Origin of the sequence: Lacimonas salitolerans, assembly GCF_042677865.1 — a bacterium.
Classification (GTDB): domain Bacteria; phylum Pseudomonadota; class Alphaproteobacteria; order Rhodobacterales; family Rhodobacteraceae; genus Lutimaribacter; species Lutimaribacter salitolerans.
Genome location: NZ_JBHUDD010000027.1, coordinates 23329 through 50318, shown reverse-complemented (window position 1 = coordinate 50318; position 26990 = coordinate 23329). Strand labels below are relative to the sequence as shown.

Here is a 26990-nt window from a genome sequence, read left to right as displayed (position 1 = left end):
CACCCGGTTTTATCTTATGACAACGCACTCTGCGCGACGGGGCCAACAGGGGTCACGCCGCTTATGCTGTCGCCGCAAGACATGCGGCTGCCTGCAAGGAAGGACTGAATGAGTAAATCCAAGAAATCCGAATTTAGCCCCAACGACTATGTGGTCTACCCGGCCCATGGAGTTGGACAGATCATCTCGATCGAGGAGCAGGAGATCGCGGGTATCGCGCTGGAACTGTTCGTCGTGTCCTTTGACAAGGACAAGATGACCCTGCGGGTGCCCACCCACAAGGCGACCGAGATCGGCATGCGCAGCCTGTCCAGCCCCGATGTGGTCGCACATGCGATGAAGACCCTCAAGGGCAAGGCCAAGGTGAAAAAGGCCATGTGGTCGCGTCGGGCGCAGGAATACGAGCAGAAGATCAATTCCGGTGATCTGATCGCGATCGCCGAAGTGGTGCGCGACCTGCACCGCACCGACGATCAGCGCGAGCAGAGCTATTCCGAGCGGCAGCTGTACGAAGCCGCACTGGAGCGTCTGACCCGCGAAGTCGCCGCCGTATCCGGCAGCGGCGAGGTGGATGCCGCCAAGCAGGTGGATGACGCGCTGGTGTCGCGCGCCGCCTGAGGCGATCCTTGCCGAAAAAAGAAGAAGCCGCGCCATTTGAAATGGTGCGGTTTTTTCATGCGCTCAGCAGCAGCAGAACCGCGATTTCGCAGACCTGTTGCGTGGCCCCCAGAACATCGCCGGTCTGCCCACCGATCCGTGCCCGGGCCACCATGCCCATCGCCGCGGCGGCACATGCGGCCATCACCAAGGCCCCCGGCGCGGCGGCACCCAGCAACAGGATCGCGGCAACCAGCGCCAGCAGCCCGCCCAAGATCACCGTCCCGGCCTGCGGTCGGCCCACATGATGCGACAGGCCGGTGGCGCGCGCATGGGGCAGCGTGCGCATCACCGCGGGCATTGCGGCACGCGACAGCATCGCCGCCGCGATCAGCGGGGCCACAACCGCGCCCTGCTCGAACAACAGCGTCAGCGCGCCCCAGCGCAGACCCGTGCCCAGCACCAGCGCCAGCACGCCATAGGTGCCGATGTGGCTGTCCTTCATGATCTCAAGCCGCCGGTCGCGCGTCCATCCGCCCCAGAACCCGTCGGCGCAATCGGCCAGACCGTCCTCGTGCAGCGCGCCCGTCGCGGCGATCATCGTGCCAAGGGTCAGCCCGGCCGCCAGCCAGGGTGCCACCCCCAGCGCCAGTGCGGCCCAGCCCACGGCCCCGCCCAGACAGGCCACCACCAGGCCCGCCAACGGATAGGCCCATGCCGCCTGCGCCCTGCGCGCGGCGGCAGCGTCCGAGACGCGCACCGGCAGCCGTGTCAGCAACCCGATGGCCGCCGCGATGTCGCCGGTCCGGATCAGGGCGGTGTCGGTATCGGGCGCTGGCATGGGACTTCCAGGGTTGTGTGTTGCGGCATGGCGGTTAAACACCGGGGCAGGCCAACAATCAACGAGCGATCCCATGTCCCAGTCCCCCCGATCCCTTGCCGACATCCGCAGCCTTCTGTCCGGTCTGCCGTACAGTGATGGACCCTCTGTCAAGGCCGCGCAGGCCCGCAACGGGCAGTTGACCAAACCCCCCGGCGCGCTTGGCCGGCTTGAGGATGTGGCGGTCTGGATGGCGGGCTGGCAGCGGACCGACAGGCCCCATGCAGATACGCCGCAGGTGGTGATCTTTGCCGGCAATCACGGGGTCACCGCACAGGGAATCAGCGCCTTTCCCCCGCAGGTGACGGCGCAGATGGTGGCGAATTTTCTGGCCGGCGGCGCGGCGATCAACCAGTTGTCGCGCGTGTTTGGTGCAAGGATGGACGTGCATGCGCTGGAGCTGGACCAGCCCACGGCGGATTTCACCCAAGGCGCGGCAATGGACGAGGCCGGGTTTCTGCGCGCATTTGCATCTGGCTGGGATGCGGTGGACCCCGGCGCCGACCTTCTGGTGACGGGGGAAATGGGCATCGGCAACACCACAGCCGCCGCCGCGATCGCCCACGCGCTTTGCGGCGGCACACCCGGAGAATGGGTGGGGCGCGGCACGGGGTTGGACGATGCCGGGCTGATCACCAAGGCCCGCGTGGTGGGCGAGGCCGTCGCGCGCCATGCCGATGCCAGGGGGATCGAGGTGCTGCGCAGCCTTGGCGGGCGCGAACTGGCCGCTATGGCGGGCGCGATCCTGCGCGCGCGCCACCTGCGCATCCCCGTGCTGCTGGACGGGTTCATCTGCACCGCCGCCGCCGCCTGTCTTGACGCCGAGGCGCCGGGCGCGCTGGACCATTGCCTTGCCGGGCATGTGAGCGAAGAGCCGGGCCACGCCTGCCTGCTGGACCGTCTGGGCAAGGTGCCGCTGTTGTCGTTGGGCCTGCGCCTTGGCGAAGGCTCGGGCGCGGCGCTGGCCATCGGTGTGGTACAGGGTGCGGTGGCGTGCCATTCGGGCATGGCCACCTTTGCCGAGGCGGGCGTCAGCGACGGCTGATCAGCCCCGCGCCGCCAGCGGCAGGGCGATCACCGCAACCAGCAGGTAGTCCGAGGGCCGATACAGAACCTCTTGCGCGTGGCGGGCCCTTTTTCGGGATCAGGTGGGCAGGGGGGCGTCCTGCTTGAACTGATCCATGACGATCTGGCTTTGCACCCGCGCCACCGACGGATGCGGCAACAGGCGTTCGTGGATCAGCCGGTTCAGCGCGCCCAGATCCTCGCAATAGACGCGCAGCAGGTAATCGGCATCGCCGGTCAGGGTCCAGGCCGACGTGACCTCGGGGCTGGTGGCGACCAGCCGCGCAAAGCTGCGCGATTGCTCGGGGCCGTGAGTGGCCAGTTGCACCTGCACGAAGGCCTGCACCGCCAGCCCGATGCGTTCGGGGTTCAGCCGTGCGGAATAGGACTGGATATAGCCCTCTGCCTCCAGCCGCTGCCGCCTGCGTCCGGCCTGGCTGGGTGACAGGTTCAGAAGCTCGCCCAGCTCTTGCGCCGTCAAATGCGCGTCTGCCTGAAGGGCGGCCAGAAGCTTTTTGTCAGTCTCGTCCAGCATCTGCGTAATCTCCGCGTTTCTTGCGACAGTATCGTGAAGTTCCCGCATGTCGAGCGGCTGGATGGTCAAAGAATGCGCAGATTGAGCAGTTTCATGCTGTTATGATGACGATATACGCGAACAGAAACAGACAACAAGGAGACGCCCATGGGTCCGTTCCCGCATGACGCCCCGCGCGCCGAAATCACCGCCGAGAATCCCGCCGGGACCGACGGGTTCGAGTTCGTCGAATTCGCCCACCCCGAGCCGCAAAAGCTGCGCGACCTGTTTGCCAGCATGGGCTACGCGCTGGTTGCAAAGCACAAGCAGAAGCCGCTGGTGGAACTGTGGCAGCAGGGTGACATCACCTATGTGCTGAACGCCGATCCCGACAGCTTTGCCGCGAAATTCGTGGACGAGCACGGCCCCTGCGCTCCGGCAATGGCCTGGCGTGTGCGCGACGCGCAGCACGCCTTTGAACACGCCGTCAAGAATGGCGCAGAGCCCTATGAAGGCGACGACAAGACCGTGGACTGGCCCGCGATCAAGGGCATCGGCGGCAGCCTGATCTATTTCACGGATCAGTACTGGGACACCTCACCCTACAACTGGGAATTCGACTGGGTCGCGCAATCCAAGCCCAAGGGCGTTGGCTTCTACTACCTCGATCACCTGACCCACAACGTGTTCAAGGGCAACATGGACAAGTGGTTCCGGTTCTATGAAAAGCTGTTCAACTTCCGCGAAATCCGGTTCTTTGACATCGAGGGCAAGTTCACCGGCCTGTTCTCGCGCGCGCTGACCTCGCCCTGCGGCCGTATCCGCATCCCGATCAACGAGGATCGTGGAGAGACCGGGCAGATCGTTGCGTATCTCAAGAAGTACAACGGCGAAGGCATCCAGCACATCGCCGTGGGCAGCGAAAACATCTATGACAGCACCGATGCGATTTCCGAACGCGGCATCCGCTTCATGCCCGCGCCGCCCGACGCCTATTACGACCTCAGCAAGACGCGCGTGACCGGCCATGAAGAGCCCATCGACCGCATGAAGCGGCACGGCATCCTGATCGACGGCGAGGGCGTGGTGGATGGCGGCGAAACCCGCATCCTGCTGCAGATATTCTCGAAAACCGTGATCGGGCCGATCTTTTTCGAGTTCATCCAGCGCAAGGGCGATGACGGCTTTGGCGAGGGGAACTTCAAGGCGCTGTTCGAGTCGATCGAGCAGGAGCAGATCGACAGCGGCGAGATCAAGGCCGCCGAATAAGGCCCTTGGGCCTGTGTTTTCCGACGGTAGACACCCGGGCCGCGTGGCGGTCCGGGTTTTTCGTGCAGGCATCCGGCCCGGTTACCGCCGCCGGTCTTTTTGCGCCTTGGCTGTCAGCAGTCTTTGGCCTTGCGCTCGACAAGACCCAAAGCGCCACGAGTGGACACACCACCGGTTCGACCACCAGCGCAGGAAGCAGCCTTGGCGAGAGCAGGACGGCGCGGTCGTCCTGTTTCAGGCGCAGAAGGCCGCCAACGAAGATCATCGCTGGGAAAGCCACCACGACGCTTTGCAAGCGGGCCAACTGGAACGCTGCCACCCCAAGAATCAGCCCCATCCCAAGCCAGATGCCAGCAAGGAACCGGACATGGTTGTCGCGGACCGCAAAGGCTTCCGTATTGGTTACGCTGAAGAAATCCGGCGGACCCCGCCAGCCAAGGGTTGCGATACCGCCAAACGCCGTGTCGATGCCCGATAGCGTGACGCCCGCCCCGAACAGCAACAGGACAAGCCGGAGCAGGCCCAGAGCGCGCGATATGGCAGATGCGCTTTCACGCGGGCTCTGTGGGCATGGGCAATGACCGTTTGTGCGGATAGCATGGATCAATCAGCCAGCTTTCCCGGCGTTGCGGACCGTGCAAGGCGACGGCACCTGTCAAGGACCGGTTCAGCCCTGCCCGCCACCTCCTGGGGTCACGGTATCTCCACCGCCTTGCGATCATACGCGGCGCGGGTCTCGGTTCCGTCGTCCAGCACCAGCCGGATCGCCACGCTGTCCACCGATCCCGGCGGATAGGTGCGCAGGAACTGCTCCAGCCGCTCGGACCGCATGGTATTGGGCGCATTGGTGTCCTCGTGGCACGCTTCCATGTCCAACCGTTCCTCGGGGGCACCGTTCACCGAGAACCAGACATCCGACAACCCGCACCGCCACGACAGGATCTGCGTGAAATACAGCCAGTCCTGCCCTTCGTAATTGCGCACCGCGATCCAGTTGGGTTTGGTCGCCTCTAGGATCGGGCGCACCTCGGCGGCGGTGGTGAAATTCTGCGCGGCGGCCCCGGTGGCACACAGCATGGCCATCCCGGCCAATCCGTAACGTATCTGCATCGCCAATTCCTTTCGTTCAAAATCGCCTTTTGTCCCCCTTATGTCCCCTGCCAAACCTTTCTATACTGGCGCAAAATCGGGGAAAGGGGCACAGCCAAGTATGGCCAGGGGCAGCGCGAAAAGCCAAGACTTCAATATCGTGATCGTCGGGCAGTCCGGTCGGTTGCAATACGAGGCGCTGTTGTTCGCCGCGTCGCTGCGCGCCAACAGCCCGGGCTTTTCTGGCCGACTGCTTGTCGCTGTCCCGCAACCCGGCCCGCTGTGGAACAACGATCCGTCGATCCGCGACCCCGAGGTGCTGGACCTGTTCGCCCATCTGGGGGCCGAGATCGTGCCGTTCGAGAACGTCCATTTCGGCCATGCCTACCCCTATGGCAACAAGATCGAGGCGCTGACGGCCCTGCCCGCGGGCGAACACTTCGTATTTTTCGACAGCGACACGCTGATCATGGACGATCTGGCAAAGGTGCCGTTCGATTTCGACCGGCCTGGCGCCTCGCAGCGGGTGACCGGCACATGGCCCACCATCGAGCTGTACGGCCCCGGCTACACGCAAATCTGGAAGTCGCTCTATGACAAGTTCGGGCTGGACTTCGAAAGCGCGCTGGACCTGTCGCAGCCCGATGAATACTGGCGGCGGTATCTCTATTTCAATGCGGGCTGGTTCTTTGGCCGCTGCCCGGTGGAATTTGGCCAGCGGTTCACCGACTATGCCGTGGCGATCCGCGACGACCCCCCGCCAGAACTGGTGTGCCAGTCGCTTGACCCGTGGCTGGATCAGGTGGCGCTGCCGTTGGTGATCCATTCCCTTGGCGGCGGGCGTGATGCGATCCCGCCGGGGCTGCTGGACGGCTCGGTGTCGTGTCATTACCGCATGCTGCCGCTGCTGTACGCCCGCGAAAGCGATATGGTGGTGGCGACGCTGGAAGGGGTGGCGGCACCCAACCGCGTCAAGAAGGTGATCAAGCAATACGAGCCGGTGAAGCGGATGATCTACCAGGGGCGCGGCGAAAAGGTGCGCGCCCTGTTCGATCAGGCCAACCTGCCGCGCCGCGAACAGGCGATCCGCAACACGATCAAGAAGCACGGCTTCTGGATGCGCTGAGCCGCGGAACAGCGTTTCGATCAGGGGTGCGCAGGCGGAATGAAGCGGGCGCATATTCGTTATGCGCAATCACAAATTCCTTTCACGCCACGCCCGATTGTCGCAGGTCGGACAATCGCGTAACGATGTCGCAAATGACAGCCATGGGAGGCCCCGATGACCGATCAACCGCAATACGGTTTTGACACGCTTGCGATCCACGCAGGCGCACGCCCCGACCCCGCCACCGGCGCGCGGCAGGTGCCGATCTACCAGACCACCGCCTATGTGTTCCGCGACGCCGATCACGCCGCGGCATTGTTCAACCTGCAAGAGGTCGGATACATCTACTCGCGCCTGACCAACCCCACCGTGGCCGCGTTGCAGGAACGCGTCGCCACGCTTGAGGGCGGCGCGGGCGCGGTCTGCTGCTCGTCCGGGCACGCGGCGCAGATCATGGCGCTGTTTCCGCTGATGGGTCCGGGGTTGAATATCGTCGTCTCGACCCGGCTGTACGGTGGCTCGATCACCCAGTTCAGCCAGACGATCAAGCGGTTCGGCTGGTCGGCCAAATTTGTCGATTTCGACGATTATGACGCCATCGAGGCGGCGATCGATGACGACACCCGCGCGATCTTCTGCGAATCCATCGCCAATCCGGGCGGCTATATTACCGATCTGGATGCGATCGCCAAGATCGCGGACAAGGCGGGCCTGCCCCTGATCGTGGACAACACCAGCGCCACGCCGTACCTGTGCCGCCCGATTGAACACGGTGCCACGCTGGTGGTGCATTCGATGACCAAGTTCCTGACCGGCAATGGCACCGTTACCGGGGGTGCCGTGGTGGATTCAGGCACATTCGACTGGTCGGCGTCCGACAAGTTCCCGTCGCTCTCGGCGCCTGAACCCGCCTATCACGGGCTGAAGTTTCACGAGACATTCGGCCCGTTGGCCTTCACCTTCCACGGCATCGCCATCGGTCTGCGCGATCTGGGCATGACCCTGAACCCGCAGGCAGCGCATTACACGCTGATGGGGATCGAAACCCTGTCGCTGCGGATGGAGCGGCATGTTCAGAATGCCATCACCGTCGCCGGCTGGCTGGAAGGCCATGATGCAGTCGAAGGCGTGACATACGCCGGGCTGCCCAGTTCCCCCTATAACGACCGGGTGGCGCGGATCTGTCCCAAGGGGGCGGGCGGGCTGTTCACCGTCGCGCTGAAGGGGGGCTATGACGCCTGCGTGAAATTCGTGGATTCGCTGGAACTGTTCAGCCATGTCGCCAACCTGGGCGACACCCGCAGCCTGGTGATCCATTCCGCCAGCACCACGCACCGGCAACTGACCGAGGAGCAGCAGGTCGCCGCCGGGGCCGCACCCAATGTGGTGCGGATTTCGATCGGGATCGAGAATGCCGACGATCTGATCCGCGATCTGGATCAGGCGCTGGCAAAGGCGGGGGGCTAAGCCCCACGCCGCACAGCAGGGCAAAAGGCGCGCCACGCGGGCGCGCCTTTTTCGTCACTCGATCTCGTAGACCACCGAGACACTCGCGCTCAGCCCCACCTCGCCTTCGGCCATGGGCACGTCCATCGACTCGGAGGCCATGCGCGACATCATCATGGGGCGTGGTGGGCCGTCGCCGCCGACCTCGCGGATGTCTCGCACGGGGCCCAGCGTGACGCCTGCCGCCTCGGCCAGCAGGTCAGCCTTGCGTCGGGCATCCTCGATGGCAAGGCGGCGCGCTTCGTCCATGACGCCGCGCGGGTCCTGCAGGGCGAATGTCACACCGTCGATCCGGTTGGCCCCGTCACCGACCAGCGCGCCCAGAACCTCACCCGTGGCCGAGATTTCGCGCACCCGGACGGTGACAGCGTTGGTGGCCTGAAACCCCACTATCCGGGGGGCAGAGTTGGCCGTTTGCTCGTACACCGGTTCGAGCGACAGTTGGGATGTCTGGATATCGCGCCGCTCGACGCCGACTTCGGCCAGTCGCGCCTGCATGCGCGTCATCGCCTCGGATGTGCTGGCCAGGGCGGTGGCCGCATCCGCATCCTCGGCGCCAACGCCTACGCGGATCACCGCCATGTCGGGGGCGCGGGCCACTTCGCCGGTGCCTGTGACGGTCAGCAGGCGGTCGTCATCATCGGCCCATGCCACCATCGGAGACAGCGACAGAAGCACGCAGATCAGAATTCGTTTCATAGGGGTCCTTTCGGTCTACCAGTGGGTGCAGATTGCGCCTTGGGCCATGCATGGCAAGGGGGAAGCGCGCGGGGTGCTTCCCCTCGGCGACAAGCTGCTGTATCGTCCAAACGTGTTATCGGGGGACTTCCCCAGTGGCTTCAGGAAATGTTACACCCCCGACAATGAAACCGAATTTTGCCCTGGTCCTGTCCTTCGAAGGCATCCGCCTTTTGCACCGCGCGCCCGGCGGGTGGCTGCACGCGGGGGCGGCTGCGCTGGATACGCCTGATCTGGCCCAAGCGATGAGCGAACTGCGCGCGGACGCCGCGCGGCTTGATCCGACCGGAATGCGGTCCAAGGTCGTCATCCCGAACGAGCAGATCAGATACCTGAGCATCGACACCGCCGGTCTGTCCGATGAAGAGGCAGCGGCGCGCGTGGCCACGGCCCTGGACGGGGCCACGCCCTATCCGGTCAGCGATCTGTCCTATGACTGGGTGCGCGACGGCGATCACACCCATATCGCCGCAGTCGCCTATGAGACACTGGACGAGGCCGAGTCCTTTGCCATCGAGCACGAGTTTCACCCTGTCAGCTTTGCCGCCATCCCGCCCGATGGCGCCTTTTCCGGCGAGCCGTTTTTCGGGGCTGCGCCGTCGTCGGGCAAATGGCTGAACCCGACCGAAAGCCTTGTGCGCGACATGCAGCCGATCCGCGTGATCGGCACGGCCGAGAACCCGACCAATCTTCCCTCGCCCGATGTCGATGCCGAAACACCCGCAGCCGCGCCGGAAAAGCCTCCCGAAGTGGTGCAAACAACGCCCGCCGCGGCGGATACCGCCGACGAGACGCCGCTGGGCGAAGAGGCCACCCCGGTGGCCGTCGGGGCGCTGGACGCGGATGACGTGCTGCCCGTCCCTCAAAAGGCCGCCGACACGGGGCCGGAACCGGAGACGCCCGCCGATCCGCCCGAGCCCTTGGTCGTGGCGACGGGGACGCCGGATGTACCCTCGTTCGCCTCGATCCGCGCGGCGCGCGATGTGCCGCCCACGCCCAAGGTCAGCGCCACCGCGCCGGTGATCGACATAAGGGAAGAGGCCGCGCCCGAGGCCCCGCCCGTGACAGGCGAGGCCCCGGATGCCGCAGCACCCAAAGCGGCCCCGCGCCTGACGGCGGACAAAGCCAGGCAACCGGGCATGCAGACCGCAAAAGCCGGGTTCTTTTCGCGTCGCGACAGCGATGTGCAGACCCCACCGCCCGCACGACCCACGCCAAGCGTGGCGACGGCCCCGATCCCGCCCGCGATGGCCGCCGCCGCGCAATCGGTCATGGCCGATCCGGTCACCGGGACGGAAGACGAACGCCAGCGCATGACCGTCTTTGGCGCGCGCAAACCGCCGCGCCCGCCCAAGACCGCGGTCGGTGGCAAACCGCGCTATCTGGGCCTTGTTCTGACGGCGGCGCTGTTGCTGTTTCTGGCAGGTGTCGCCGCCTGGGCGTCGATCTTTTCAGAAGAGGGCGGCCTGTCGCGCCTGTGGACCGTATCGGAAACCGAAGTCGCCACCCTGCCCGAAGAGGCCTTGCCCGTCGATCCCGCCGAGATCGAAGGCGACGAGACAGTGGCCGAGGACGAACCGGTTGATCTGGTGAGCGTTGATCCGTCCTTCATGCCAGAGGATGTGCCCGACGAAGTGCCGCAGGTGCTGGCACAGCCGACACCTCCGCTTGACCTGACACCGGATCAGGCGGCAGTGCGCTATGCCGCCACGGGAATCTGGCAGATGGCCCCGCAGCAGCCCGACATGCCCGGGTTCACCCAGCTTGACGATCTGTACACCGCCTCGATCGATCCGGACGTGAACATGGGCGATGCGGTGGCCTTGCCCGCGTTGCGCGACATGCTGGGCGACCGGATGATGGAGCAGCAATCCTCTCCCGCCGCGCCCGGCACCGATTTCGACATGGACGATCGCGGGATGGTGCAGGCCACGCCGGAAGGGGCGGTCACGCCTGACGGGGTGCGCGTGTTCGCCGGTCGACCGCCGGTGCTGCCCGACAGCCTGCCCACGCGGTTCGAGGAAACACCGCGGCTGGCAGATGAGGCGCAGGCCCGACTGTCCGCCATCCGACCCCGCGCCCGGCCCGAAGACCTGGTGCAGCAGAACGAACGCAGCAACCTTGGCGGGCTGACCCGCAGCGAACTGGCGACAATCCGCCCGCGCCTGCGGCCCGCGGTCATCGAGCAGGTGGCGCAGGTTGCTGACGAGGTTGAAGAGGAGGCCGCCGAGGACGCGCCAATCGTGGCCGGAACCGCGCAGGCGGTGGCGCTGTCGGTCAAGCCGCGCCCACGTCCGGGCGACTTTGGCCAGGTGGTGCAGCGGGCCGAACGCGCGCCCGATCCGGTACAGACCGCCGCCGTGGCGCCGCGCACGGTTGCCCCCAATGTGCCGTCAAGCGCAAGCGTTGCGCGCGAGGCGACGGTGCGCAACGCGATCAGACTGAACCGCGTGAACCTGATCGGAGTTTATGGCAAGCCCAGCAACCGCAGCGCGCTGGTCCGGATGTCGAATGGCCGCTATGTCAAGGTGCAGGTCGGCGACAGGCTGGATGGCGGGCGCGTGAACGCCATTGGCGAGTCCGAGCTGCAATACACCAAGGGTGGCCGCGCAGTGACCCTGACCATGCCGCGCGGATAACGACTGCGCGTCGTGTCTGTGCAGTTTTCCGCATGAGACGATCCTTGTTTCCAGTTGCTTAACGGTCCTGCGATAGGGCGCGACCTGCGCCCCGTGTGCGTTGGCTGACGGGCCAGATCGGCCCAAAGACAAGGTGACACCACGCAGGCGTATCAGGCGCACAAGGACAGGGCGCAACGCATATTGGGGAACGAACAGGCGTCGATCCGCGTTGAGGCTTCAACCGACATAAAACACTGGAGCTTCGACATGGATTTCATCCGTATCGTCATCGCGATCCTGCTGCCGCCTCTTGGCGTCTTTCTGCAAGAAGGTCTTGGCAAGCATTTCTGGATCAACATTCTGCTGACCATCCTTGGGTACATCCCCGGGATCGTTCATGCCGTCTACATCATAGCCAGCAGGGGTCGCACCCCGGCATGAGCCCAAGCCCGCCGGACAGTGCAGCAAGGCATGCCGATCTGGCCAGCCGGCTTGACCGTCTCGATGCATTGGCGCAGCGCATGGACGCGGCGTTTCGCATCCCGTTCACGCGGATACGGTTTGGCTGGGACGGTATCCTGGGGCTGTTGCCGGGCGTGGGCGACACGCTTGCAGTGGCCCCAGCGATCTACATCGTGCAACAAGCGCACGACATGGGGGCCTCGAGGCTGCTGCTGGCCCGCATGAGCACGAATATCGGCATCGACTGGCTGGTCGGGCTGGTGCCCTTGGTGGGTGATATTCTGGATGTCGGGGTGAAAAGCAACACCCGCAACTTGGCACTGCTGCGCCAGCACCTGCAAAAACGGAACCGCGGCTCCAATTCAATGACGTGACCGGGCGCAAGCGGTGGTGACCGGTCACTTGAACAGCGCAGAGGCGCAGGATTGTTTGACCCAAGCAACCGGCACAAGCCGACTGTGTGGTCTTGTTCATCGTTTTAGGGAAAGTGGTGGGCGACCCTGGAATCGAACCAGGCGTGGGTCTCCCCGGCGGAGTTACAGTCCGCTGCCGCACCTTGCAGCTCGTCGCCCATCGGGCCGCGTGACGGCCAATGTGGGTGGCTGATTACAAGCGGGGCGGGGGGGCGTCAACAGGAAAATCCCTTGCGATGCCCGCCCGCGTGACGCAGGTAGGGGCACGGGCGCTGCAAGGGAGCCGGATGCGATGAAAAAGCCGAAATGGGTGGTGGAAAAAGAGCGCGGCAAGCGCGCGGCAGCGGCGGAAACCGTTTGGCTGTTCGGGCTGCATGCGGTGCGCGATGCGTTGATGAACCCGGCGCGCGAAAAGCTGCGGCTGGTGGTGACGCGCAACGCCGCCGACAAGCTGGCCGAGGCCATTGCGGTTTCAGGGATGGAGCCGGAGATCGAGGATCCGCGCCGGTTTTCCGCGCCGCTGGACCCGCAATCGGTGCACCAGGGAGCAGCACTCGAGGTCAAGCCGCTCGATTGGGGGCGGCTGGAGGATGTCTGCGCGGGCGTGCCCGACCGGGTGCCGCGCGTGATCGTGCTGGACCGGGTGACCGATCCGCACAACGTGGGGGCTGTCCTGCGCTCGGCCGAGGTGTTCGGGGCGGCGGCGGTGATCGCGCCGCGGCATCATTCGGCGCCGGAAACCGGCGCGCTGGCGAAAACTGCCAGCGGCGCTCTGGAGCGTCAGCCCTATCTGCGCGTCACCAACCTGTCGCAGGCGATCGAGGCGTTGCAGGCCATGGGCTACCTTGTGCTTGGGCTGGACGGGGAAGCCGGGCAGAGCATCGAGACCGCTGTAGAAGGCCGCCGCGATGCGCCCGTGGCGCTGGTTCTGGGGGCCGAAGGACCGGGCCTGCGCGAGAAAACCCGCGACACCTGCGATTCGCTGGTACGGATCGATTTCTCAGGTGATTTCGGATCGTTGAACGTGTCCAATGCGGCGGCTGTGGCGCTCTATGCCAGCCTGCCGCGCCGTTCCGAGGCCGGCGTATAGTGCGGCAAGGCCGCGCGGTGTGGCCACGGATTTGTGATCACGTGTCAGTGGGCGGGCCTTCATAAATGCGGCATGCTTCTTACATACAACTTGAGGCACAGGCCCGGAACGCTTGTGTCTACTTCACTGTCCCTCGTTCCGTGACTGGCGCCCAAGGTATTCCTTGGGCGCTTTTTTATTTCCACGGGCTCGGCTACAAGAGCGTATGAGCGAAACATACACCGATCAATTTCTGCGCGACGTGCTGGGCCGGACCCGGCGCATTGCCATCGTGGGCGTATCGATGAACCCGGTGCGCCCCAGCTATTACGTGGCCCGGTATCTGAAGCTGAAGGGCTTTCAGATCGTGCCGGTCAATCCCGGTCATGCGGGCGAGGTGCTGCTGGGCGAGACGATCGTCGCGGGACTGGGCGACATCAAGGGCGGTGTGGACATGGTGGATATCTTCCGCCGGTCCGAGCATGTCGGCCCGATCGTGGACGAGGCGCTGGCGTGCTTTCCCGACCTGTCGACGGTCTGGATGCAGATCGGCGTGGTGCACGAGGAGGCGGCCGGGGCCGCCTGGGCGCGCGGTGTGGATGTGATCATGAACCGCTGCCCCAAGATCGAATACCAGCGCCTGTTCGGTGAATTGCGCATGGGCGGGTTCGCCACCGGAGTGATTTCGTCAAAGCTGTGACGCTGCGCGGCGCTGTTTCGGCTGCGCCGAAAGACGCCCCGCCCACCGTCCCGATTCCTGGGTGATCAGCCTTTGCGCGCGGCCTTTTCGGCCAGACCCGACTGGTTCTGGCGGCGGTCCAGTTCCGCCATCACATCCCCGATCGGCACATCGCGGCTGTGCAGCATGACCATCAGGTGAAACAGCACGTCCGCCGCCTCGGATGTCAGGCGGGCGCGATCGCCCTTGACTGCCTCGATCAGCGCCTCAATCGCCTCTTCGCCGAACTTCTCGGCCACCTTTTCCGGGCCCTTGGCCAGCAGCTTGGCTGTCCAGCTTTCATCCGCACCGGCCAAGGCGCGGGTGGCGATGATCTGTTCCAGTTCCTGCAATGTCATGCGCCGGTCCTGACGGGGATGCCCGCCGCGGCCATGTGGGCCTTGGCCTGGGCGATGGAATAGTCGCCGAAGTGGAAGATCGAGGCGGCCAGTACGGCAGATGCCCCGCCGATGGTGACACCTTCAACCAGGTGATCCAGCGTCCCGACGCCGCCACTGGCGATCACGGGGATATCGACCGCGTCGGAAATCGCGCGGGTGAGCGGCAGGTTGAAGCCCGCGCGCGTGCCGTCGCGATCCATCGAGGTGAGCAGGATTTCCCCCGCGCCCTTTTGCGCGACCAGCCGGGCAAATTCGACCGCATCGATGCCTGTGGGTTTGCGCCCGCCATGGGTGAAGATCTCCCACTTGCCGGGGGCGGTGGTCTTGGCGTCGATGGCGACCACGATGCACTGGCTGCCGAACTGATCGGCGGCCTGCGCAACGACGTCGGGATCGGCCACTGCGGCAGAGTTGAAGCTGACCTTGTCGGCCCCGGCCAGCAGCAGGGCGCGCACATCGGCGGCGGTGCGCACGCCGCCGCCCACGGTCAGCGGGATATAGCACTGCTCGGCGGTGCGGGTGACCACGTCCAGCATCACGCCGCGGTTTTCATGGGTGGCGTGGATGTCGAGAAAGCACAGCTCGTCCGCGCCCGCCGCATCGTAGGCGCGGGCGGCGTCCACCGGGTCGCCCGCATCGCGCAGGTCCACGAAGTTCACGCCCTTGACCACGCGGCCATCGGCCACGTCAAGGCAGGGGATGATGCGGGTTTTCAGCATTTTTTCGCATACTCTCAGGGGATCACGGCAATGTTTATGGGCATTCGCGCCGCGATGCCAGAGCGTGCAGGCATATTGTGATGGAGGATTTGCGATGAAACGACTGATATTCGCGGCGCTGTGTTCTGCCGCGCTGGCTGCGCCTGCGATGGCCGACGATGATGACATCGTGAAACGTGCTGCCACAGGCGATGTGCAGACGACGATGGATGCGCTGGCGGCGGCGGTCGAAGGGGCCGGGGCCACGATTTTTGCACGTGTCGACCACGCCCAAGGCGCGCAATCGGTGGATATGGACCTGGCCCCGGCGCAATTGCTGGTCTTTGGCAACCCCAGGCTGGGCACGCCCGCCATGCAGGACAATCCGCTGGCGGGGTTGTACCTGCCGCTTCGGGTGCTGGTCTACAGCGACGCGGATGGGCAGGTCTGGCTGGCTTATGACGATCCCGAGGAACTTCTGGAGGAGCTGGACGGCATCGACGATGACGCCGCCTACATCGGCCAGATGCGTGGTGCGCTGNGGGGGGGGGGCCCTCCCCCCTTCGCCCCTTGGGCGACTCCCCCGGGATATTTGCAGAAAGGGGAAAGGATCAGCCGCGCAGCAGGTCGAGCGCCTGTTTCAGGTCGATCGCCCCGTCATAGAGCGCGCGGCCCGAAATGGCACCGTCGAGGGCCGCGCCGCAGTCGCGCAGGGCGCGCAGGTCATCCAGGCTGGAGACGCCGCCCGATGCGATCACCGGAATCGAGACCGCCTGCGCGAGGGCGGCGGTTTCGGCCACGTTCGGGCCCTGCATCGCGCCGTCGCGGTTGATATCGGTGTAGATGAGTGCGGCCACGCCCGCGTCCTCGAAGGATCTTGCCAGATCGGTGGCCAGAACATCGGTTTCCTGCGCCCAGCCCTTGGTCGCCACGCGGCCATGGCGCGCGTCAATGCCCACCGCCACCTGCCCGGGAAAGGCGCGGGCGGCCTGACGCACCAGATCGGGGTTTTCCACCGCGACCGTGCCAAGGATCACCCGGGCGAGGCCCTTGGACAGCCAGGCCTCGATCGTGGCCATGTCGCGTATACCGCCGCCCAGTTGGGCGGGCACCTTGGTGGCCTTCAGGATCGCCTCGACCGGGGCTGCGTTGACCGGCGTGCCCGCAAACGCGCCGTTCAGATCGACCAGATGCAGCCATTCGCAGCCCGCCGAGACGAACTCCATCGCCTGCGCCGCCGGGTCGTCGTTGAACACGGTTGCGCGGTCCATCTCGCCCTTCACCAGGCGCACGGCCTTGCCATCCTTGAGGTCGATCGCGGGGTAGAGGATCATCGGTTGCGCCCTTTCGCATGGTTCGCGCGGGGTTTTGCACGGGGCTGCGGGAAATGCAATCGGCGGGCTGAGCGGGCTTGATCGGCCGGGGATTGCCGGGCAGCATCGCAAAAGTGGCTCATGGTGGAGATTGACGGATGAGACCTCTGGTATTGGCGCTGGCTATGGCCGGGCTTGGGGCGGGCACGGCATTGGCGGACCCGGCGCATGGGCTGTGGCAGACCGAGCGCGGCAGCGACGGCGGCTATCTTTATGTGCAGGTCGCACCCTGCGGGGCATTGGTCTGTGGCACGATCGCGGGGGCGTTCGATGACGCGGGCACGCCTGGCCCCTCGTATGAGCATATGGGCAAGAACATCATCTGGGATATGGAGGCGCAGGGGGACGGTGCCTTTGCCGGTGGCAGGATATGGGCGCCTGACAGTGGCAAGACCTACCGGTCAAAGATGCAGGTCTCGGGCAACGCGCTGAAAGTATCGGGCTGTGTCGGGCCAATCTGCCGCAGCCAGACCTGGACCCGGGTGCAGTGACCGGCGGGCCATTGCCGATGGATCACCAGAAACAGGGCACGCCCTTTTGGCAAGCGGCTGCTGCGCTATCTTTGAAGGTAACGCAGAGGTTCTGCAGGAGGCTGGAATGAAACGTTTTTCATACGCAATGACAATCGTGCTGGGTTTACCCGGCATGGCGGCGGCCGAGCCGATCCTTGGCACATGGCTGACCGGGCCGGACAACAAGGATCAGGTGGCGCATATGCAGCTTTCGCGCTGCGGTGAGGCGATCTGCGGCAAGGTCGCGCGCGCCTTTGATCAGTCGGGCGATCCGGTGACGACCCCAAATGTCGGCAAGCAGGTGATCTGGGATGTCACGCCCGAAACCGGGGCGGGCAAGTACAATGGCAAGGTGTTGTTGCCGCTGTACGGTGCCACGGTGAACGGCGACTTTACCGTTGCCGGTGATCACCTGACCCTCAAGGGGTGCATGGGTCCGATCTGTCGCAGCCAGAACTGGACGCGGGTGCAGTAACCGCCCGCTCAGGGCCGCCAGCGCAGGAAGTTGCCGATCAGCCGCAGGCCGGTGGACTGGCTTTTCTCGGGGTGGAACTGCATTCCAAGGATGTTGTCGCGCCCGACGATGGCGGTGACCGGCCCGGCGTAATCCACATGGGCCAGCAGGTGAGCCGGATCGGCCACCTGCATGTGATAGGAATGCACGAAATAGGCGTGATCGCCGGTGCTGATGCCGTCGAACACCGGGTGGGGATGGTCGATCACCAGATCGTTCCAGCCCATGTGCGGCACCTTCAGCGCCCGGTCGGCGGGCGCGATGCGGGCGACGGTGCCCGCAATCCAGTCAAACCCTTGGGTTTCGGTGTATTCCAGCCCTGTCGTCGCCAGCATCTGCATGCCGATGCAGATGCCCAGAAAAGGTGCTGCGCGGCTGATCACGCGCTCTTCGATCGCTTCGAACAAGCCGCTGTGATCGAACAGTTGCGCCCGGCAGGCCGGAAAGGCCCCGTCGCCCGGCAGCACGATCCGGTCGGCCCGGCGCACCACATCGGGATCCGAGGTGACGGTGACCGGCCCGGCCCCCACCTCGGCCGCCATGCGCTGAAACGCCTTGGCGGCGGAATGCAGGTTGCCGCTTTCGTAATCGACGATGACCGTGCTCATGGGTTACAGCGTTCCCTTGGTCGACGGGATGGCATCGGATTTGCGCGGGTCGGTTTCCACCGCCATGCGCAGGGCGCGGGCAACGGCCTTGAACGCGGCCTCGGCGATGTGGTGGCTGTTGACGCCGCAAACCTGGTGCAGGTGCAGCGTGATGCCGCCATGGGTGGACAGCGCCTGAAAGAACTCGCGCACCAGCTCGGTATCGAACGCGCCGATCTTGGCCGTTGGCAGCGTCACGTCCCACACCAGAAACGGCCGCCCAGACAGATCCAGCGCGCAACGCACCTGCGCGTCATCCATCGGCAGGGCACATTCGCCATAGCGGCGGATGCCGCGCTTGTCGCCCAGGGCCTGTGTCAGCGCCTGGCCGATCGCGATTCCCACATCCTCGACCGTGTGGTGATCGTCGATATGGGTGTCGCCGGTGCAGCGCACGGTCATGTCGATCAAAGCGTGGCGGGCCAGCTGGTCCAGCATGTGGTCAAAGAAGCCCACGCCGGTCCGGTTGTCATAGCTGCCTGTCCCGTCGAGGATGATCTCGACCGAGATGTCGGTTTCCGCCGTCTTGCGGGTGATGCTGGCCTTGCGCATCCGCGCCTCCCATATCTGGTGCAGGGCGCTTATAGGCGCGCGCGACGGGCGGGGAAAGGGGATACCCTGCGCCGGACGGCGAAAGTATAGTCGTTGCGGGGTGTTGGCTGCCAAAGCGTGGTGGGATCCGACATCTGGAGCGGGCGAGGCGATTCGAACGCCCGACCCTAACCTTGGCAAGGTTATGCTCTACCCCTGAGCTACGCCCGCGTCAGATGTCGTCTTTCCGGTCAAAAGACACATGTATGTGTCAAATGAAGGACCCAATGGAGCGGGCGAGGCGATTCGAACGCCCGACCCTAACCTTGGCAAGGTTATGCTCTACCCCTGAGCTACGCCCGCATCCTTGGGTGCTGTGGGCGTATAAATTCTGCGCACAGCTTGCAAGAGGAAAAACGCGGATGATGGTAAAAAACACGGTGGCCGGGGCGGCAATGGCGCTTGTTCTGGCGGGGCCGGTGCAGGCGCATGACGGGCATGATCCGGCTCAGATCGCGGTCGAGGTGCAATCCAACGGCGCAGACGAGCTGCTGCTGGAGGTGACCAACAACGGCGCGCAGCCGGTGGTGATCATGGGGGCGGGGGCGCAGGGCACCGCCCCGTCGGCCCTGCCGCACCCGGTGCCGGTCAGCCCGGGCGGCGGGGCCGAGGTGGTGACGGTGCCCGTACCAACCGGGGCCACGCCGGCCACGGTGATCCTGGACTTTGGCCCGGACGGGTTGCTGCCCGTACCGCTGCCGTAACCGGATAGAGCGCGGCGGTGCCGCGCGCTGGATATCTCGCCTCCGGCCTTCGGCCTCTGGCTCGGGCGGGTGCCTTTGGCGCGGCCGCGCGTCACTCGAACTCGATCAGCAGGTCCTTGGCGTCGATCTGGCTGCCTGCCTGCACATGCACCGCCTTGACCACCGCGTCGCGCTCGGCGTGGATGCCGGTTTCCATCTTCATCGCCTCGATGGTCAGCAGCAGATCGCCGGTTTTCACCGAACTTCCGGCGGTGGCCGCGACCGAGGCGACGACTCCGGGCATCGGTGCGCCCACATGCGCCGGGTTGCCCTGATCGGCCTTGGGACGGGCGGTGGCCTCGGATTTGACCAGACGGTTGGGCACGCGGATCGAGCGGGGTTGGCCGTTGAGTTCGAAGAACACCTTGATATCGCCGTTCTCGTCCGTCTCGCCCACGGTTTGCAGGCGGATTTCAAGGATTTTGCCCGGGTCGATCTCGACGCTGATCTCCTCGCCCGGCTCCATCCCGTAAAAGAACGTCCGGGTGGGCAGGGTGCGCACGGGGCCATAGGTGCGGTGGCGGCCCATGTAATCCAGAAACACCTTGGGATACATCAGGTAGCCGTTGAGATCCTCGTTATCGACGGTCTTGCCCTCCAGCTTTTCGCTGGCCTCTTTCCGCGCGGCCTCGAGATCGACGGGGGGCAGGTGCTTGCCGGGGCGTTCGGTGTTGGGGTTCTCGTCCTTGAGCACCTTTTTTACGATGCCTGCCGGAAACCCGCCCGGGGGCTGGCCCAGATTGCCGCGCATCATGTCGATCACGCTGTCGGGAAAGGCCACGTCCTTGGCCGGATCCTCGACATCGGCGCGCGTCAGGCCCTGACTGACCATCATCAGGGCCATGTCGCCCACCACCTTGGAACTGGGGGTGACCTTGACGATATCGCCGAACATCTGGTTCACATCGGCATAGGTTTTCGCCACCTGCGCCCATTTGTCTTCAAGCCCAAGGCTGCGGGCCTGCGCCTTGAGGTTGGTGAACTGCCCGCCGGGCATTTCGTGCAGATAGACCTCGGACGAGGGGGCCTGCTGGGCGGACTCGAACGCCGCGTATTGCATGCGCACGGCTTCCCAGTAATCCGAGATCTGCCGGATCGCGGCCATGTCCAGCCCGGTGTCGCGGGGGGTAAAGCGCAGGGCCGCGACGATCGAGCCAAGCGTGGGCTGGCTGGTGTTGCCCGAAAACGCGTCCATCGCCGCGTCGACCGCATCCACCCCGGCATCGGCCGCGGCCAGGATCGTGGCGCCCGCGATACCGCCGGTGTCGTGGGTGTGGAAATGGATGGGGATGTCCAGCTCGTCCTTCAGGGCCTTGAACAGCACCCGCGCGGCTGCGGGTTTCAGCAGCCCGGCCATGTCTTTCAGCCCCAGCACATGCGCGCCTGCGCCCTGAAGCTCCTTGGCCATGCCGACATAGTATTTCAGGTCATACTTGGCGCGGTCCGGGTCAAGGATATCGCCGGTGTAGCAGATCGAGCCTTCGCAGATCTTGCCGCTGTCGATGACCGCATCCATCGCCACGCGCATGTTTTCCACCCAGTTGAGCGAATCGAACACGCGAAACACGTCGATGCCAGTTTCCGCCGCCTGGCGGACGAACTCCTGCACCACGTTGTCGGGGTAGTTGGTATAGCCCACCCCGTTCGAGGCGCGCAGCAGCATCTGGGTCATCAGGTTGGGCATGGCCTTGCGCAGATCGCGCAGGCGCTGCCACGGGCATTCCTGCAAAAACCGGTAGGCCACGTCAAAGGTCGCCCCGCCCCAGCACTCCACGCTGAACAGCTCGGGCAGGTCGGTGGCATAGGCCGGGGCGACGCGGATCATGTCGACGCTGCGCATCCGCGTGGCCAGCAGCGACTGGTGCCCGTCGCGCATGGTGGTGTCGGTCAGCAGCAGGCGGTCCTGTGCCAGCATCCAGTCGGCCACGGCCTTGGCGCCCTTTTCCTCCAGCAGGTTGCGGGTGCCCGAGGCGGGCGTGCCCGACGCGACCGGAGGGCGGGGGTCTTTCAGATCGGCGGGCGGTTTGGCCCGGCCCGCAACCTCGGGGTGGCCGTTCACGGTGATGTCGGCGATATAGGTCAGCACCTTGGTGCCCCGGTCGCGGCGTTTGTTGAACTGGAACAGCGCGGGCGTGTCGTCGATGAACTTCGTGGTGTACTGGTTGTTCAGGAAGGTCGGGTGTTTCAGCAGGTTCTCGACAAAGGCGATGTTTGTGCTGACGCCCCGGATGCGGAATTCGCGCAGGGCACGGTCCATCCGGGCAATCGCCTTTTCGGGCGTAGGTGCCCAGGCGGTGATCTTGGTCAGCAGGCTGTCATAATACCGCGTGATGATCCCGCCGGCATAGGCAGTGCCGCCATCCAGCCGGATGCCCATGCCCGTGGCCTCGCGGTAGGCGGTGATACGGCCATAGTCGGGGATGAAGTTGTTTTGCGGATCTTCGGTGGTGATCCGGGTCTGCAGCGCATGGCCGTTCAGGCGGATGTCGAACTGGCTGGCCTTGCCTGTCGCCTCGGCCAGCGATTTGCCCTCGGCGATCATGATCTGGGCCTGCACGATGTCGATGCCCGTCACCTCTTCGGTGACGGTGTGTTCGACCTGTACGCGCGGATTGACCTCGATGAAGAAGAAATCACCGCTGTCCATATCCATCAGGAATTCGACCGTGCCGGCGCATTCGTAATTCACATGAGCGCAAATGCGGCGGCCCAGCTCGCACAACTCTTCGCGCTGCGCCTCGGACAGATAGGGGGCGGGGGCGCGTTCCACGACCTTCTGGTTGCGGCGCTGGACCGAGCAGTCACGTTCGAACAGGTGATAGATGTTGCCCTGGCTGTCACCAAGGATCTGCACCTCGACATGGCGGGCGCGGATGATCATCTTTTCCAGATAGCCCTCGCCATTGCCAAAGGCGGCTTCGGCCTCGCGCCGCCCTTCCAGCACCTTTTCCTTGAGCTCCTTGGCGTTGGTCACAGGCCGCATGCCGCGCCCGCCGCCGCCCCACGAGGCCTTGAGCATCAGGGGAAAGCCGATTTCCTCGGCCTCTGCGGCGATCGCGTCCCAGTCTTCGCCCAGCACGTCGGTTGCCGGGATCACCGGCACGCCCGCCTCGATGGCGACCCTGCGGGCACTGGCTTTGTCGCCAAGGGCGCGCATGGTGTCGGCCCTTGGTCCGATGAAGGTGATGCCATTGGCCTCGCAGGCATCGACGAAATCGGGGTTCTCGGACAGCAGACCATAGCCGGGGTGGATCGCATCTGCCCCCGACAGCTTGGCCACGCGGATGATCTCGTCGATCGACAGGTAGGCCGCGACCGGCCCCAGCCCGGCGCCGATGCGATAGGCTTCATCGGCCTTGAAGCGGTGCAGGCCCAACTTGTCCTCTTCGGCAAAGACGGCGACGGTGCGTTTGCCCATCTCGTTGGCGGCGCGCATGATGCGGATGGCGATTTCGCCGCGATTGGCAACGAGGATCTTCTTGAATTCGGGCATGGGCGGGCTCCTTCGGGGCGGCAATCGGGCGTCAGGTGACGCGGCGTCGCGCATTGCTAGCGTTTTGCCGCGTCGCAGCGCAATAGGCAGTGCATCGCGGGCTGACGTGAACAGGTAACATGCCGCGCCAAGTTTGACATGCTGCAAAAACCAAGCGGCGCGTCATTGCGAGATCACCCGCTTGGCCACATCCGACAGGCGCGCGGCCCCGATCTGGCCCATGTTCGCCTCGATATCGCGTTTGAACATCTCGGTCAGGTGCGGCGGGCCATCGCGGCCAAGCGCGGCCAGCGCGAAATGCCATGCCCGGCCCATCATCACCATGTCTGCCCCCAGCGCGATGGCGCGCAGGATGTCCAGACCGCCGCCCACACCGCTGTCGAAGATGATCGGCAGCGCGGTGGCAGCACGGATGTCGGGCAGCACCTCGATGCTGGCGGGGGCGGCGTCGAACTGCCGGCCTGCGTGATTGGACACCCAGATGCCATCGACGCCCGCCTGTTCCAGCGCGGTGGCGTCCGAGGCGTTCAGCACGCCCTTGACCACGAAAGGCCCGTCCCAGTGATCGCGCAGCCAGCGCAGGTAGTCCCAGTCGGGCGAGGTGCGCAGGATGTAGCCGATATGTTCGGTCGGGGCCATGCCGGGGGTGTCGGGGGCGTATTTCGCGATGGTGGGCATGCGCGGGCGGCCGTTGATCGCGGTGGCCAGGGCCCAGGGCGGACGCGCGGCAATCTGCGCCAGCAGGCGCGGGGTCAGGCGCGGCGGCTGGGTCAGGCCCGAGCGCGTCTGCCGTTCGCGCCGCGACGGCGCGGGCAGATCGACGGTCAGGACCAGCGTCCGGAACCCCGCATCGCGGGCGCGGGTGATCATGTCCTGCCGGATTTCGGGGTCCTTGGGCGGATAGAGCTGGAACCAGCCCTTGCCATCGGTGTACCGGCCGACTTGTTCCGGCGTCTGGCAGGCCACGGTGGACAGGCAATAGGGGATACCGGCGCGGGCGGCGTTGCGCGCCAGGATACGTTCGGCATCGGGCCAGATCAGCCCCGACATGCCCACCGGGGCCACGCCGAAGGGCAGGGACCAGGTGTCGCCCAGCAGACGGGTGGTCAGGTCATGCTCGATCGGGCCATGCAGGATCGAGGGGCGCATCAGGATGCTATCAAGCTGCGCGCGGTTGCGGTGCTTGGTGGCCTCGGCCCCCGTGGCGCTGTCGAGGTATTCCCACACGAATTTCGGCAGGCGCGCGCGGGCGCGGTGTTTCAGGTCGTCGAGACCGGGGTAGGTGGTGTGCAGATCCATGGGCGTATTTGTGGCCGGGTTTGCGCGAATGTCCAGCCCGCCCCTTTCGAAGGTCGGCCCACCCGCCCACCCCCGCCCTTCGAAAGGGGCGGGAGGCAGGGCCGCGCCGTGGCGCGTGTGGCGCTGGCGGGAACGAGGGGGCCAGCCCCCTCGCGCTCCCCCGGAGTTTACTTTGCAAGATGAAGAAGAACAATTGTTGAACATATCTTTAATTCGGACGCGGCGCGCGCTATGATTCCGTACATGAGTAGTTTTGATGAAATGGATGCCTTCGAGGGCGCGTCTTTGTCGTCGCGGGCGATGGCCGCGCGCGGCACGCCCTATCTGGATGATCTGAACCCTGCGCAGCGCGACGCGGTCGAGGCGCTGGATGGCCCGGTGCTGATGCTGGCGGGCGCGGGCACCGGCAAGACCAAGGCGCTGACCTCGCGCATCGTGCATTTGCTGAACACCGGGCGGGCGCGGCCGAACGAGATCCTCTCGGTGACCTTCACCAACAAGGCCGCGCGCGAGATGAAATCGCGCGTGGGCCGGTTGCTGGGTCAGCAGATCGAGGGGATGCCCTGGCTGGGCACGTTCCATTCGATTTGCGTGAAACTGTTGCGGCGACATGCGGAACTGGTGGGGCTGAAAAGCAACTTTACCATTCTGGACACCGACGATCAGTTGCGGCTGCTGAAGCAACTGGTGCGTGCGGCCGGGATCGACGACAAACGCTGGCCTGCGCGGCAGCTGGCCGGGGTGATCGACCAGTGGAAGAACCGCGCCTGGACGCCGGACGCCGTGCCGGTGGCCGAGGCCGGGGCCTATAACGATCGGGGCGTGGAATTTTACGCGCAGTATCAGGCGCGGCTGAAAGAGCTGAACGCGGTCGATTTCGGCGATCTGCTGCTGCACATGGTGACGATCTTCCAGACCCATGACGATGTGCTGGAGCAGTATCGTCGCTGGTTCCGATACATCCTTGTGGACGAGTATCAGGATACCAACGTCGCGCAATACATGTGGCTGCGGCTGCTGGCGGGCGGGCATCGCAACATCTGCTGCGTGGGCGACGATGACCAGTCGATCTATGGCTGGCGCGGGGCCGAGGTGGGCAACATCCTGCGGTTCGAAAAGGATTTTCCGGGGGCCAAGGTGGTCCGGCTGGAGCAGAACTACCGCTCGACCCCGCATATTCTGGCGGCGGCCAGTGGCGTGATCCGGGGCAATCAGGGCCGACTGGGCAAGGAACTTTGGACCGATGCTCAGGACGGCCACAAGGTGCGTCTGATCGGCCATTGGGATGGCGAGGAAGAGGCGCGCTGGATCGGCGAGGAAATCGAGGCGATGCAGGGCGGCACGCGCGGGATGCGGCCCTTTGGTCTGGATGAGATCGCGATCCTTGTGCGTGCGTCGCATCAGATGCGGGCTTTTGAAGACAGGTTTCTGACCATCGGTCTGCCATATCGCGTGATCGGCGGGCCGCGATTCTATGAGCGGATGGAGATTCGCGACGCCATGGCCTATTTCCGGGTCGTGGTGTCGCCTGCCGATGATCTGGCGTTCGAGCGGATCGTGAACACACCCAAGCGCGGCCTTGGCGACAAGGCGATCCAGACCATCCAGCGCTGCGCGCGCGACAACGGGCTGACGCTGGTCGAAGGCGCGCGGCTTGCGGTCGAGGACAAGCTGCTGTCGGGCAAGGGTGCTGCGCAACTGGCGTTCCTGCTGGAAAACCTGACGCGCTGGGGCCGGATGACCGGCGATGCCGATGTGGATCACACCGAATTGGCGGGCATGATCCTGGACGAATCCGGCTATACAGAGATGTGGCAGAACGACAAGACGCCCGAGGCCCCGGGGCGGCTGGAGAACCTCAAGGAACTGGTGAACCACCTTGAGGAATTCGAGAACCTGCAAGGGTTTCTGGAGCATGTCAGCCTGGTGATGGACAACGAATCGGACGAATCCGGGCAGAAGGTGTCGATCATGACGCTGCACGCGGCCAAGGGGTTGGAATTTCCCGCCGTGTTCCTGCCGGGCTGGGAGGACGGGCTGTTCCCGTCGCAGCGCAGCATGGATGAAAGCGGGCTGAAGGGCGTCGAGGAAGAGCGGCGGCTGGCCTATGTCGGCATCACCCGGGCCGAGGAATGCTGCACCATCTCGTTCGTCAGCAACCGGCGGGTGTTCGGGCAATGGCAAAGCCAGATGCCCGGCCGCTTTGTCGACGAACTGCCCGAAGAACATGTCGAGGTTCTGACGCCGCCCGGCCTTTACGGCGGGGGATTCGGTGCGGCGGGCATGGGGGCCGTTGGATCGGACCTGCATGACCGCGCGGCCGAGGCGAATGTCTACAACTCGCCCGGCTGGCGGCGGTTGCAGGCGCGGCGCGATCAGCGGCCGATCAGCCAGCCCTCGGAAACCCGCAACACGGTGATCGACTTGCAGGCGGTCAGCGCCCACACGGTGGGCGAGCGGGTGTTTCACCAGAAATTCGGCTATGGCCGGATCGAGGCGATCGAGGGTGACAAGCTGGAAATCGCGTTCGAAAAGGCCGGGGTAAAGAAGGTGGTGGCGAAATACGTCATGGCCGCCGACGACATCCCGTTCTGACGCCACATCAAAAGACCCGACAAAAGAAAACGGCGGCGCTCAGGGAGGAGGGAGCCGCCGTTTTGCCACGGAACG

The 26990-nt window shown here is 65.1% G+C and carries 27 protein-coding genes, 3 tRNA genes and 1 pseudogene; 15 read left to right on the top strand and 16 right to left on the bottom strand.

The annotated features are described in order from the left end of the window. The first annotated feature begins 108 nt into the window (after window positions 1-108). Entirely contained in the window at window positions 109-618 is a 510-nt protein-coding gene (locus tag ACFTOW_RS02605) for a CarD family transcriptional regulator (protein ID WP_379912769.1), read from the top strand. A gap of 55 nt (window positions 619-673) precedes the next feature. On the opposite strand, the gene cobS is transcribed toward ACFTOW_RS02605, so the two are convergent. Beyond that, window positions 674-1438 (bottom strand): adenosylcobinamide-GDP ribazoletransferase, encoded by a 765-nt coding sequence (cobS, locus tag ACFTOW_RS02600; protein WP_379912767.1) that lies wholly within the window; start codon window positions 1436-1438, stop codon window positions 674-676. A gap of 73 nt (window positions 1439-1511) precedes the next feature. Here cobS and cobT point away from each other — a divergent pair, with 73 nt between their 5' ends. After that, on the top strand, window positions 1512-2522 hold the full coding sequence (gene cobT / locus ACFTOW_RS02595; RefSeq protein ID WP_379912765.1) for a nicotinate-nucleotide--dimethylbenzimidazole phosphoribosyltransferase: 1011 nt from the start codon (window positions 1512-1514) through the stop codon (window positions 2520-2522). Between the two features lie 99 nt (window positions 2523-2621). Here the strand turns inward: cobT and ACFTOW_RS02590 are convergent, their stop codons facing one another. Continuing rightward, window positions 2622-3077: an Lrp/AsnC family transcriptional regulator gene (locus tag ACFTOW_RS02590; RefSeq protein WP_379912763.1), complete on the bottom strand. Its 456-nt coding sequence runs from the start codon at window positions 3075-3077 to the stop codon at window positions 2622-2624. Between the two features lie 147 nt (window positions 3078-3224). Between ACFTOW_RS02590 and hppD the strand changes: the two genes are divergently transcribed. Further along, the gene (gene hppD, locus ACFTOW_RS02585) at window positions 3225-4325 is read left to right on the top strand and encodes a 4-hydroxyphenylpyruvate dioxygenase (RefSeq protein ID WP_379912761.1); all 1101 of its coding nucleotides are present in this window, start codon (window positions 3225-3227) and stop codon (window positions 4323-4325) included. Here hppD and ACFTOW_RS02580 read toward each other — a convergent pair. Both ACFTOW_RS02580 and ACFTOW_RS02575 read right to left on the bottom strand, forming a co-directional pair. After that, window positions 4309-4932 carry a DUF4345 domain-containing protein gene (locus tag ACFTOW_RS02580; protein ID WP_379912759.1) on the bottom strand — a complete coding sequence of 208 codons (624 nt, stop codon included), beginning with the start codon at window positions 4930-4932 and terminating at the stop codon, window positions 4309-4311. The genes hppD and ACFTOW_RS02580 overlap by 17 nt on opposite strands. Before the next feature lie 86 nt (window positions 4933-5018). Next, complete coding sequence (locus ACFTOW_RS02575; RefSeq protein WP_379912757.1) at window positions 5019-5435, bottom strand: hypothetical protein; 417 nt, start codon at window positions 5433-5435, stop codon at window positions 5019-5021. 100 nt (window positions 5436-5535) lie between these two features. Between ACFTOW_RS02575 and ACFTOW_RS02570 the strand changes: the two genes are divergently transcribed. Beyond that, a complete protein-coding gene (locus ACFTOW_RS02570) occupies window positions 5536-6540 on the top strand; it encodes a hypothetical protein (protein ID WP_379912755.1) in 1005 nt (334 codons plus the stop codon). Between the two features lie 156 nt (window positions 6541-6696). Then, complete coding sequence (locus ACFTOW_RS02565; protein ID WP_379912753.1) at window positions 6697-7989, top strand: O-acetylhomoserine aminocarboxypropyltransferase/cysteine synthase family protein; 1293 nt, start codon at window positions 6697-6699, stop codon at window positions 7987-7989. Window positions 7990-8043: 54 nt separating this feature from the next. Here the strand turns inward: ACFTOW_RS02565 and ACFTOW_RS02560 are convergent, their stop codons facing one another. Then, window positions 8044-8727, bottom strand: a complete 684-nt coding sequence (locus tag ACFTOW_RS02560; protein WP_379912751.1) for an SIMPL domain-containing protein — start codon at window positions 8725-8727, stop codon at window positions 8044-8046. 164 nt (window positions 8728-8891) lie between these two features. On the opposite strand from ACFTOW_RS02560, the gene ACFTOW_RS02555 reads away from it, so the two are divergent. From ACFTOW_RS02555 to ACFTOW_RS02545, 3 genes are all read left to right on the top strand, one after another. Beyond that, the gene (locus ACFTOW_RS02555; protein ID WP_379912749.1) at window positions 8892-11405 is read left to right on the top strand and encodes a hypothetical protein; all 2514 of its coding nucleotides are present in this window, start codon (window positions 8892-8894) and stop codon (window positions 11403-11405) included. A 249-nt stretch (window positions 11406-11654) separates the two neighbouring features. Beyond that, the gene (locus ACFTOW_RS02550; protein WP_379912747.1) at window positions 11655-11828 is read left to right on the top strand and encodes a YqaE/Pmp3 family membrane protein; all 174 of its coding nucleotides are present in this window, start codon (window positions 11655-11657) and stop codon (window positions 11826-11828) included. Then, on the top strand, window positions 11825-12223 hold the full coding sequence (locus ACFTOW_RS02545; RefSeq protein ID WP_379912745.1) for a DUF4112 domain-containing protein: 399 nt from the start codon (window positions 11825-11827) through the stop codon (window positions 12221-12223). The genes ACFTOW_RS02550 and ACFTOW_RS02545 overlap by 4 nt, the downstream gene beginning before the upstream one ends. 114 nt (window positions 12224-12337) lie before the next feature. Here the strand turns inward: ACFTOW_RS02545 and ACFTOW_RS02540 are convergent. Continuing rightward, window positions 12338-12421, bottom strand: a tRNA-Tyr gene (locus ACFTOW_RS02540). Between the two features lie 133 nt (window positions 12422-12554). Between ACFTOW_RS02540 and rlmB the strand changes: the two genes are divergently transcribed. Together rlmB and ACFTOW_RS02530 are read left to right on the top strand one after the other, a co-directional pair. Then, a complete protein-coding gene (gene rlmB / locus ACFTOW_RS02535) occupies window positions 12555-13352 on the top strand; it encodes a 23S rRNA (guanosine(2251)-2'-O)-methyltransferase RlmB (protein WP_379912743.1) in 798 nt (265 codons plus the stop codon). Window positions 13353-13557: 205 nt separating this feature from the next. Then, on the top strand, window positions 13558-14031 hold the full coding sequence (locus ACFTOW_RS02530) for a CoA-binding protein (RefSeq protein WP_379912741.1): 474 nt from the start codon (window positions 13558-13560) through the stop codon (window positions 14029-14031). Between the two features lie 65 nt (window positions 14032-14096). Here the strand turns inward: ACFTOW_RS02530 and ACFTOW_RS02525 are convergent, their stop codons facing one another. Genes ACFTOW_RS02525 through ACFTOW_RS02515 form a run of 3 tightly spaced genes read right to left on the bottom strand, consistent with a single transcriptional unit; the run spans window position 14097 to window position 15443 of the window. After that, window positions 14097-14408, bottom strand: a complete 312-nt coding sequence (locus ACFTOW_RS02525; RefSeq protein ID WP_379912739.1) for a phosphoribosyl-ATP diphosphatase — start codon at window positions 14406-14408, stop codon at window positions 14097-14099. Beyond that, window positions 14405-15169 carry an imidazole glycerol phosphate synthase subunit HisF gene (gene hisF, locus ACFTOW_RS02520; RefSeq protein WP_379912737.1) on the bottom strand — a complete coding sequence of 255 codons (765 nt, stop codon included), beginning with the start codon at window positions 15167-15169 and terminating at the stop codon, window positions 14405-14407. The genes ACFTOW_RS02525 and hisF overlap by 4 nt, the downstream gene beginning before the upstream one ends. Window positions 15170-15203: 34 nt before the next feature. Beyond that, window positions 15204-15443 (bottom strand): hypothetical protein, encoded by a 240-nt coding sequence (locus ACFTOW_RS02515; protein WP_379913276.1) that lies wholly within the window; start codon window positions 15441-15443, stop codon window positions 15204-15206. Here ACFTOW_RS02515 and ACFTOW_RS02510 point away from each other — a divergent pair. Continuing rightward, window positions 15375-15689: pseudogene (locus ACFTOW_RS02510) on the top strand (DUF302 domain-containing protein); the annotation flags it as partial. The gene ACFTOW_RS02515 and the pseudogene ACFTOW_RS02510 sit on opposite strands and share 69 nt — an antisense overlap. A gap of 70 nt (window positions 15690-15759) precedes the next feature. Here ACFTOW_RS02510 and hisA read toward each other — a convergent pair. Beyond that, entirely contained in the window at window positions 15760-16482 is a 723-nt protein-coding gene (gene hisA / locus ACFTOW_RS02505; protein WP_379912735.1) for a 1-(5-phosphoribosyl)-5-[(5-phosphoribosylamino)methylideneamino]imidazole-4-carboxamide isomerase, read from the bottom strand. 137 nt (window positions 16483-16619) lie between these two features. Between hisA and ACFTOW_RS02500 the strand changes: the two genes are divergently transcribed. Together ACFTOW_RS02500 and ACFTOW_RS02495 are read left to right on the top strand one after the other, a co-directional pair. After that, window positions 16620-17012, top strand: coding sequence for a DUF2147 domain-containing protein (locus ACFTOW_RS02500; RefSeq protein WP_379912733.1), 393 nt, complete (start codon window positions 16620-16622; stop codon window positions 17010-17012). A 106-nt stretch (window positions 17013-17118) separates the two neighbouring features. Then, a complete protein-coding gene (locus tag ACFTOW_RS02495; RefSeq protein ID WP_379912731.1) occupies window positions 17119-17508 on the top strand; it encodes a DUF2147 domain-containing protein in 390 nt (129 codons plus the stop codon). 8 nt (window positions 17509-17516) lie between these two features. Here ACFTOW_RS02495 and hisH read toward each other — a convergent pair whose 3' ends face one another. The 4 genes from hisH to ACFTOW_RS02475 form a co-directional block, all read right to left on the bottom strand. Then, window positions 17517-18155, bottom strand: a complete 639-nt coding sequence (gene hisH / locus ACFTOW_RS02490; protein ID WP_379912729.1) for an imidazole glycerol phosphate synthase subunit HisH — start codon at window positions 18153-18155, stop codon at window positions 17517-17519. Window positions 18156-18158: 3 nt separating this feature from the next. Further along, window positions 18159-18746, bottom strand: coding sequence for an imidazoleglycerol-phosphate dehydratase HisB (hisB, locus tag ACFTOW_RS02485; RefSeq protein ID WP_379912727.1), 588 nt, complete (start codon window positions 18744-18746; stop codon window positions 18159-18161). A gap of 135 nt (window positions 18747-18881) precedes the next feature. Then, window positions 18882-18956, bottom strand: a tRNA-Gly gene (locus tag ACFTOW_RS02480). 57 nt (window positions 18957-19013) lie between these two features. Then, a tRNA-Gly gene (locus ACFTOW_RS02475) sits at window positions 19014-19088 on the bottom strand. A 62-nt stretch (window positions 19089-19150) separates the two neighbouring features. Here ACFTOW_RS02475 and ACFTOW_RS02470 point away from each other — a divergent pair. Beyond that, a complete protein-coding gene (locus ACFTOW_RS02470; protein ID WP_379912725.1) occupies window positions 19151-19489 on the top strand; it encodes a hypothetical protein in 339 nt (112 codons plus the stop codon). A 91-nt stretch (window positions 19490-19580) separates the two neighbouring features. On the opposite strand, the gene ACFTOW_RS02465 is transcribed toward ACFTOW_RS02470, so the two are convergent. Together ACFTOW_RS02465 and ACFTOW_RS02460 are read right to left on the bottom strand one after the other, a co-directional pair. Continuing rightward, the gene (locus tag ACFTOW_RS02465; RefSeq protein ID WP_379912723.1) at window positions 19581-23021 is read right to left on the bottom strand and encodes a pyruvate carboxylase; all 3441 of its coding nucleotides are present in this window, start codon (window positions 23019-23021) and stop codon (window positions 19581-19583) included. A 162-nt stretch (window positions 23022-23183) separates the two neighbouring features. Further along, window positions 23184-24320 (bottom strand): alpha-hydroxy acid oxidase, encoded by a 1137-nt coding sequence (locus tag ACFTOW_RS02460; RefSeq protein WP_379912721.1) that lies wholly within the window; start codon window positions 24318-24320, stop codon window positions 23184-23186. Window positions 24321-24563: 243 nt separating this feature from the next. Here ACFTOW_RS02460 and ACFTOW_RS02455 point away from each other — a divergent pair, with 243 nt between their 5' ends. Then, window positions 24564-26915 carry an ATP-dependent helicase gene (locus ACFTOW_RS02455; protein ID WP_379912719.1) on the top strand — a complete coding sequence of 784 codons (2352 nt, stop codon included), beginning with the start codon at window positions 24564-24566 and terminating at the stop codon, window positions 26913-26915. Window positions 26916-26990 lie beyond the last annotated feature (75 nt).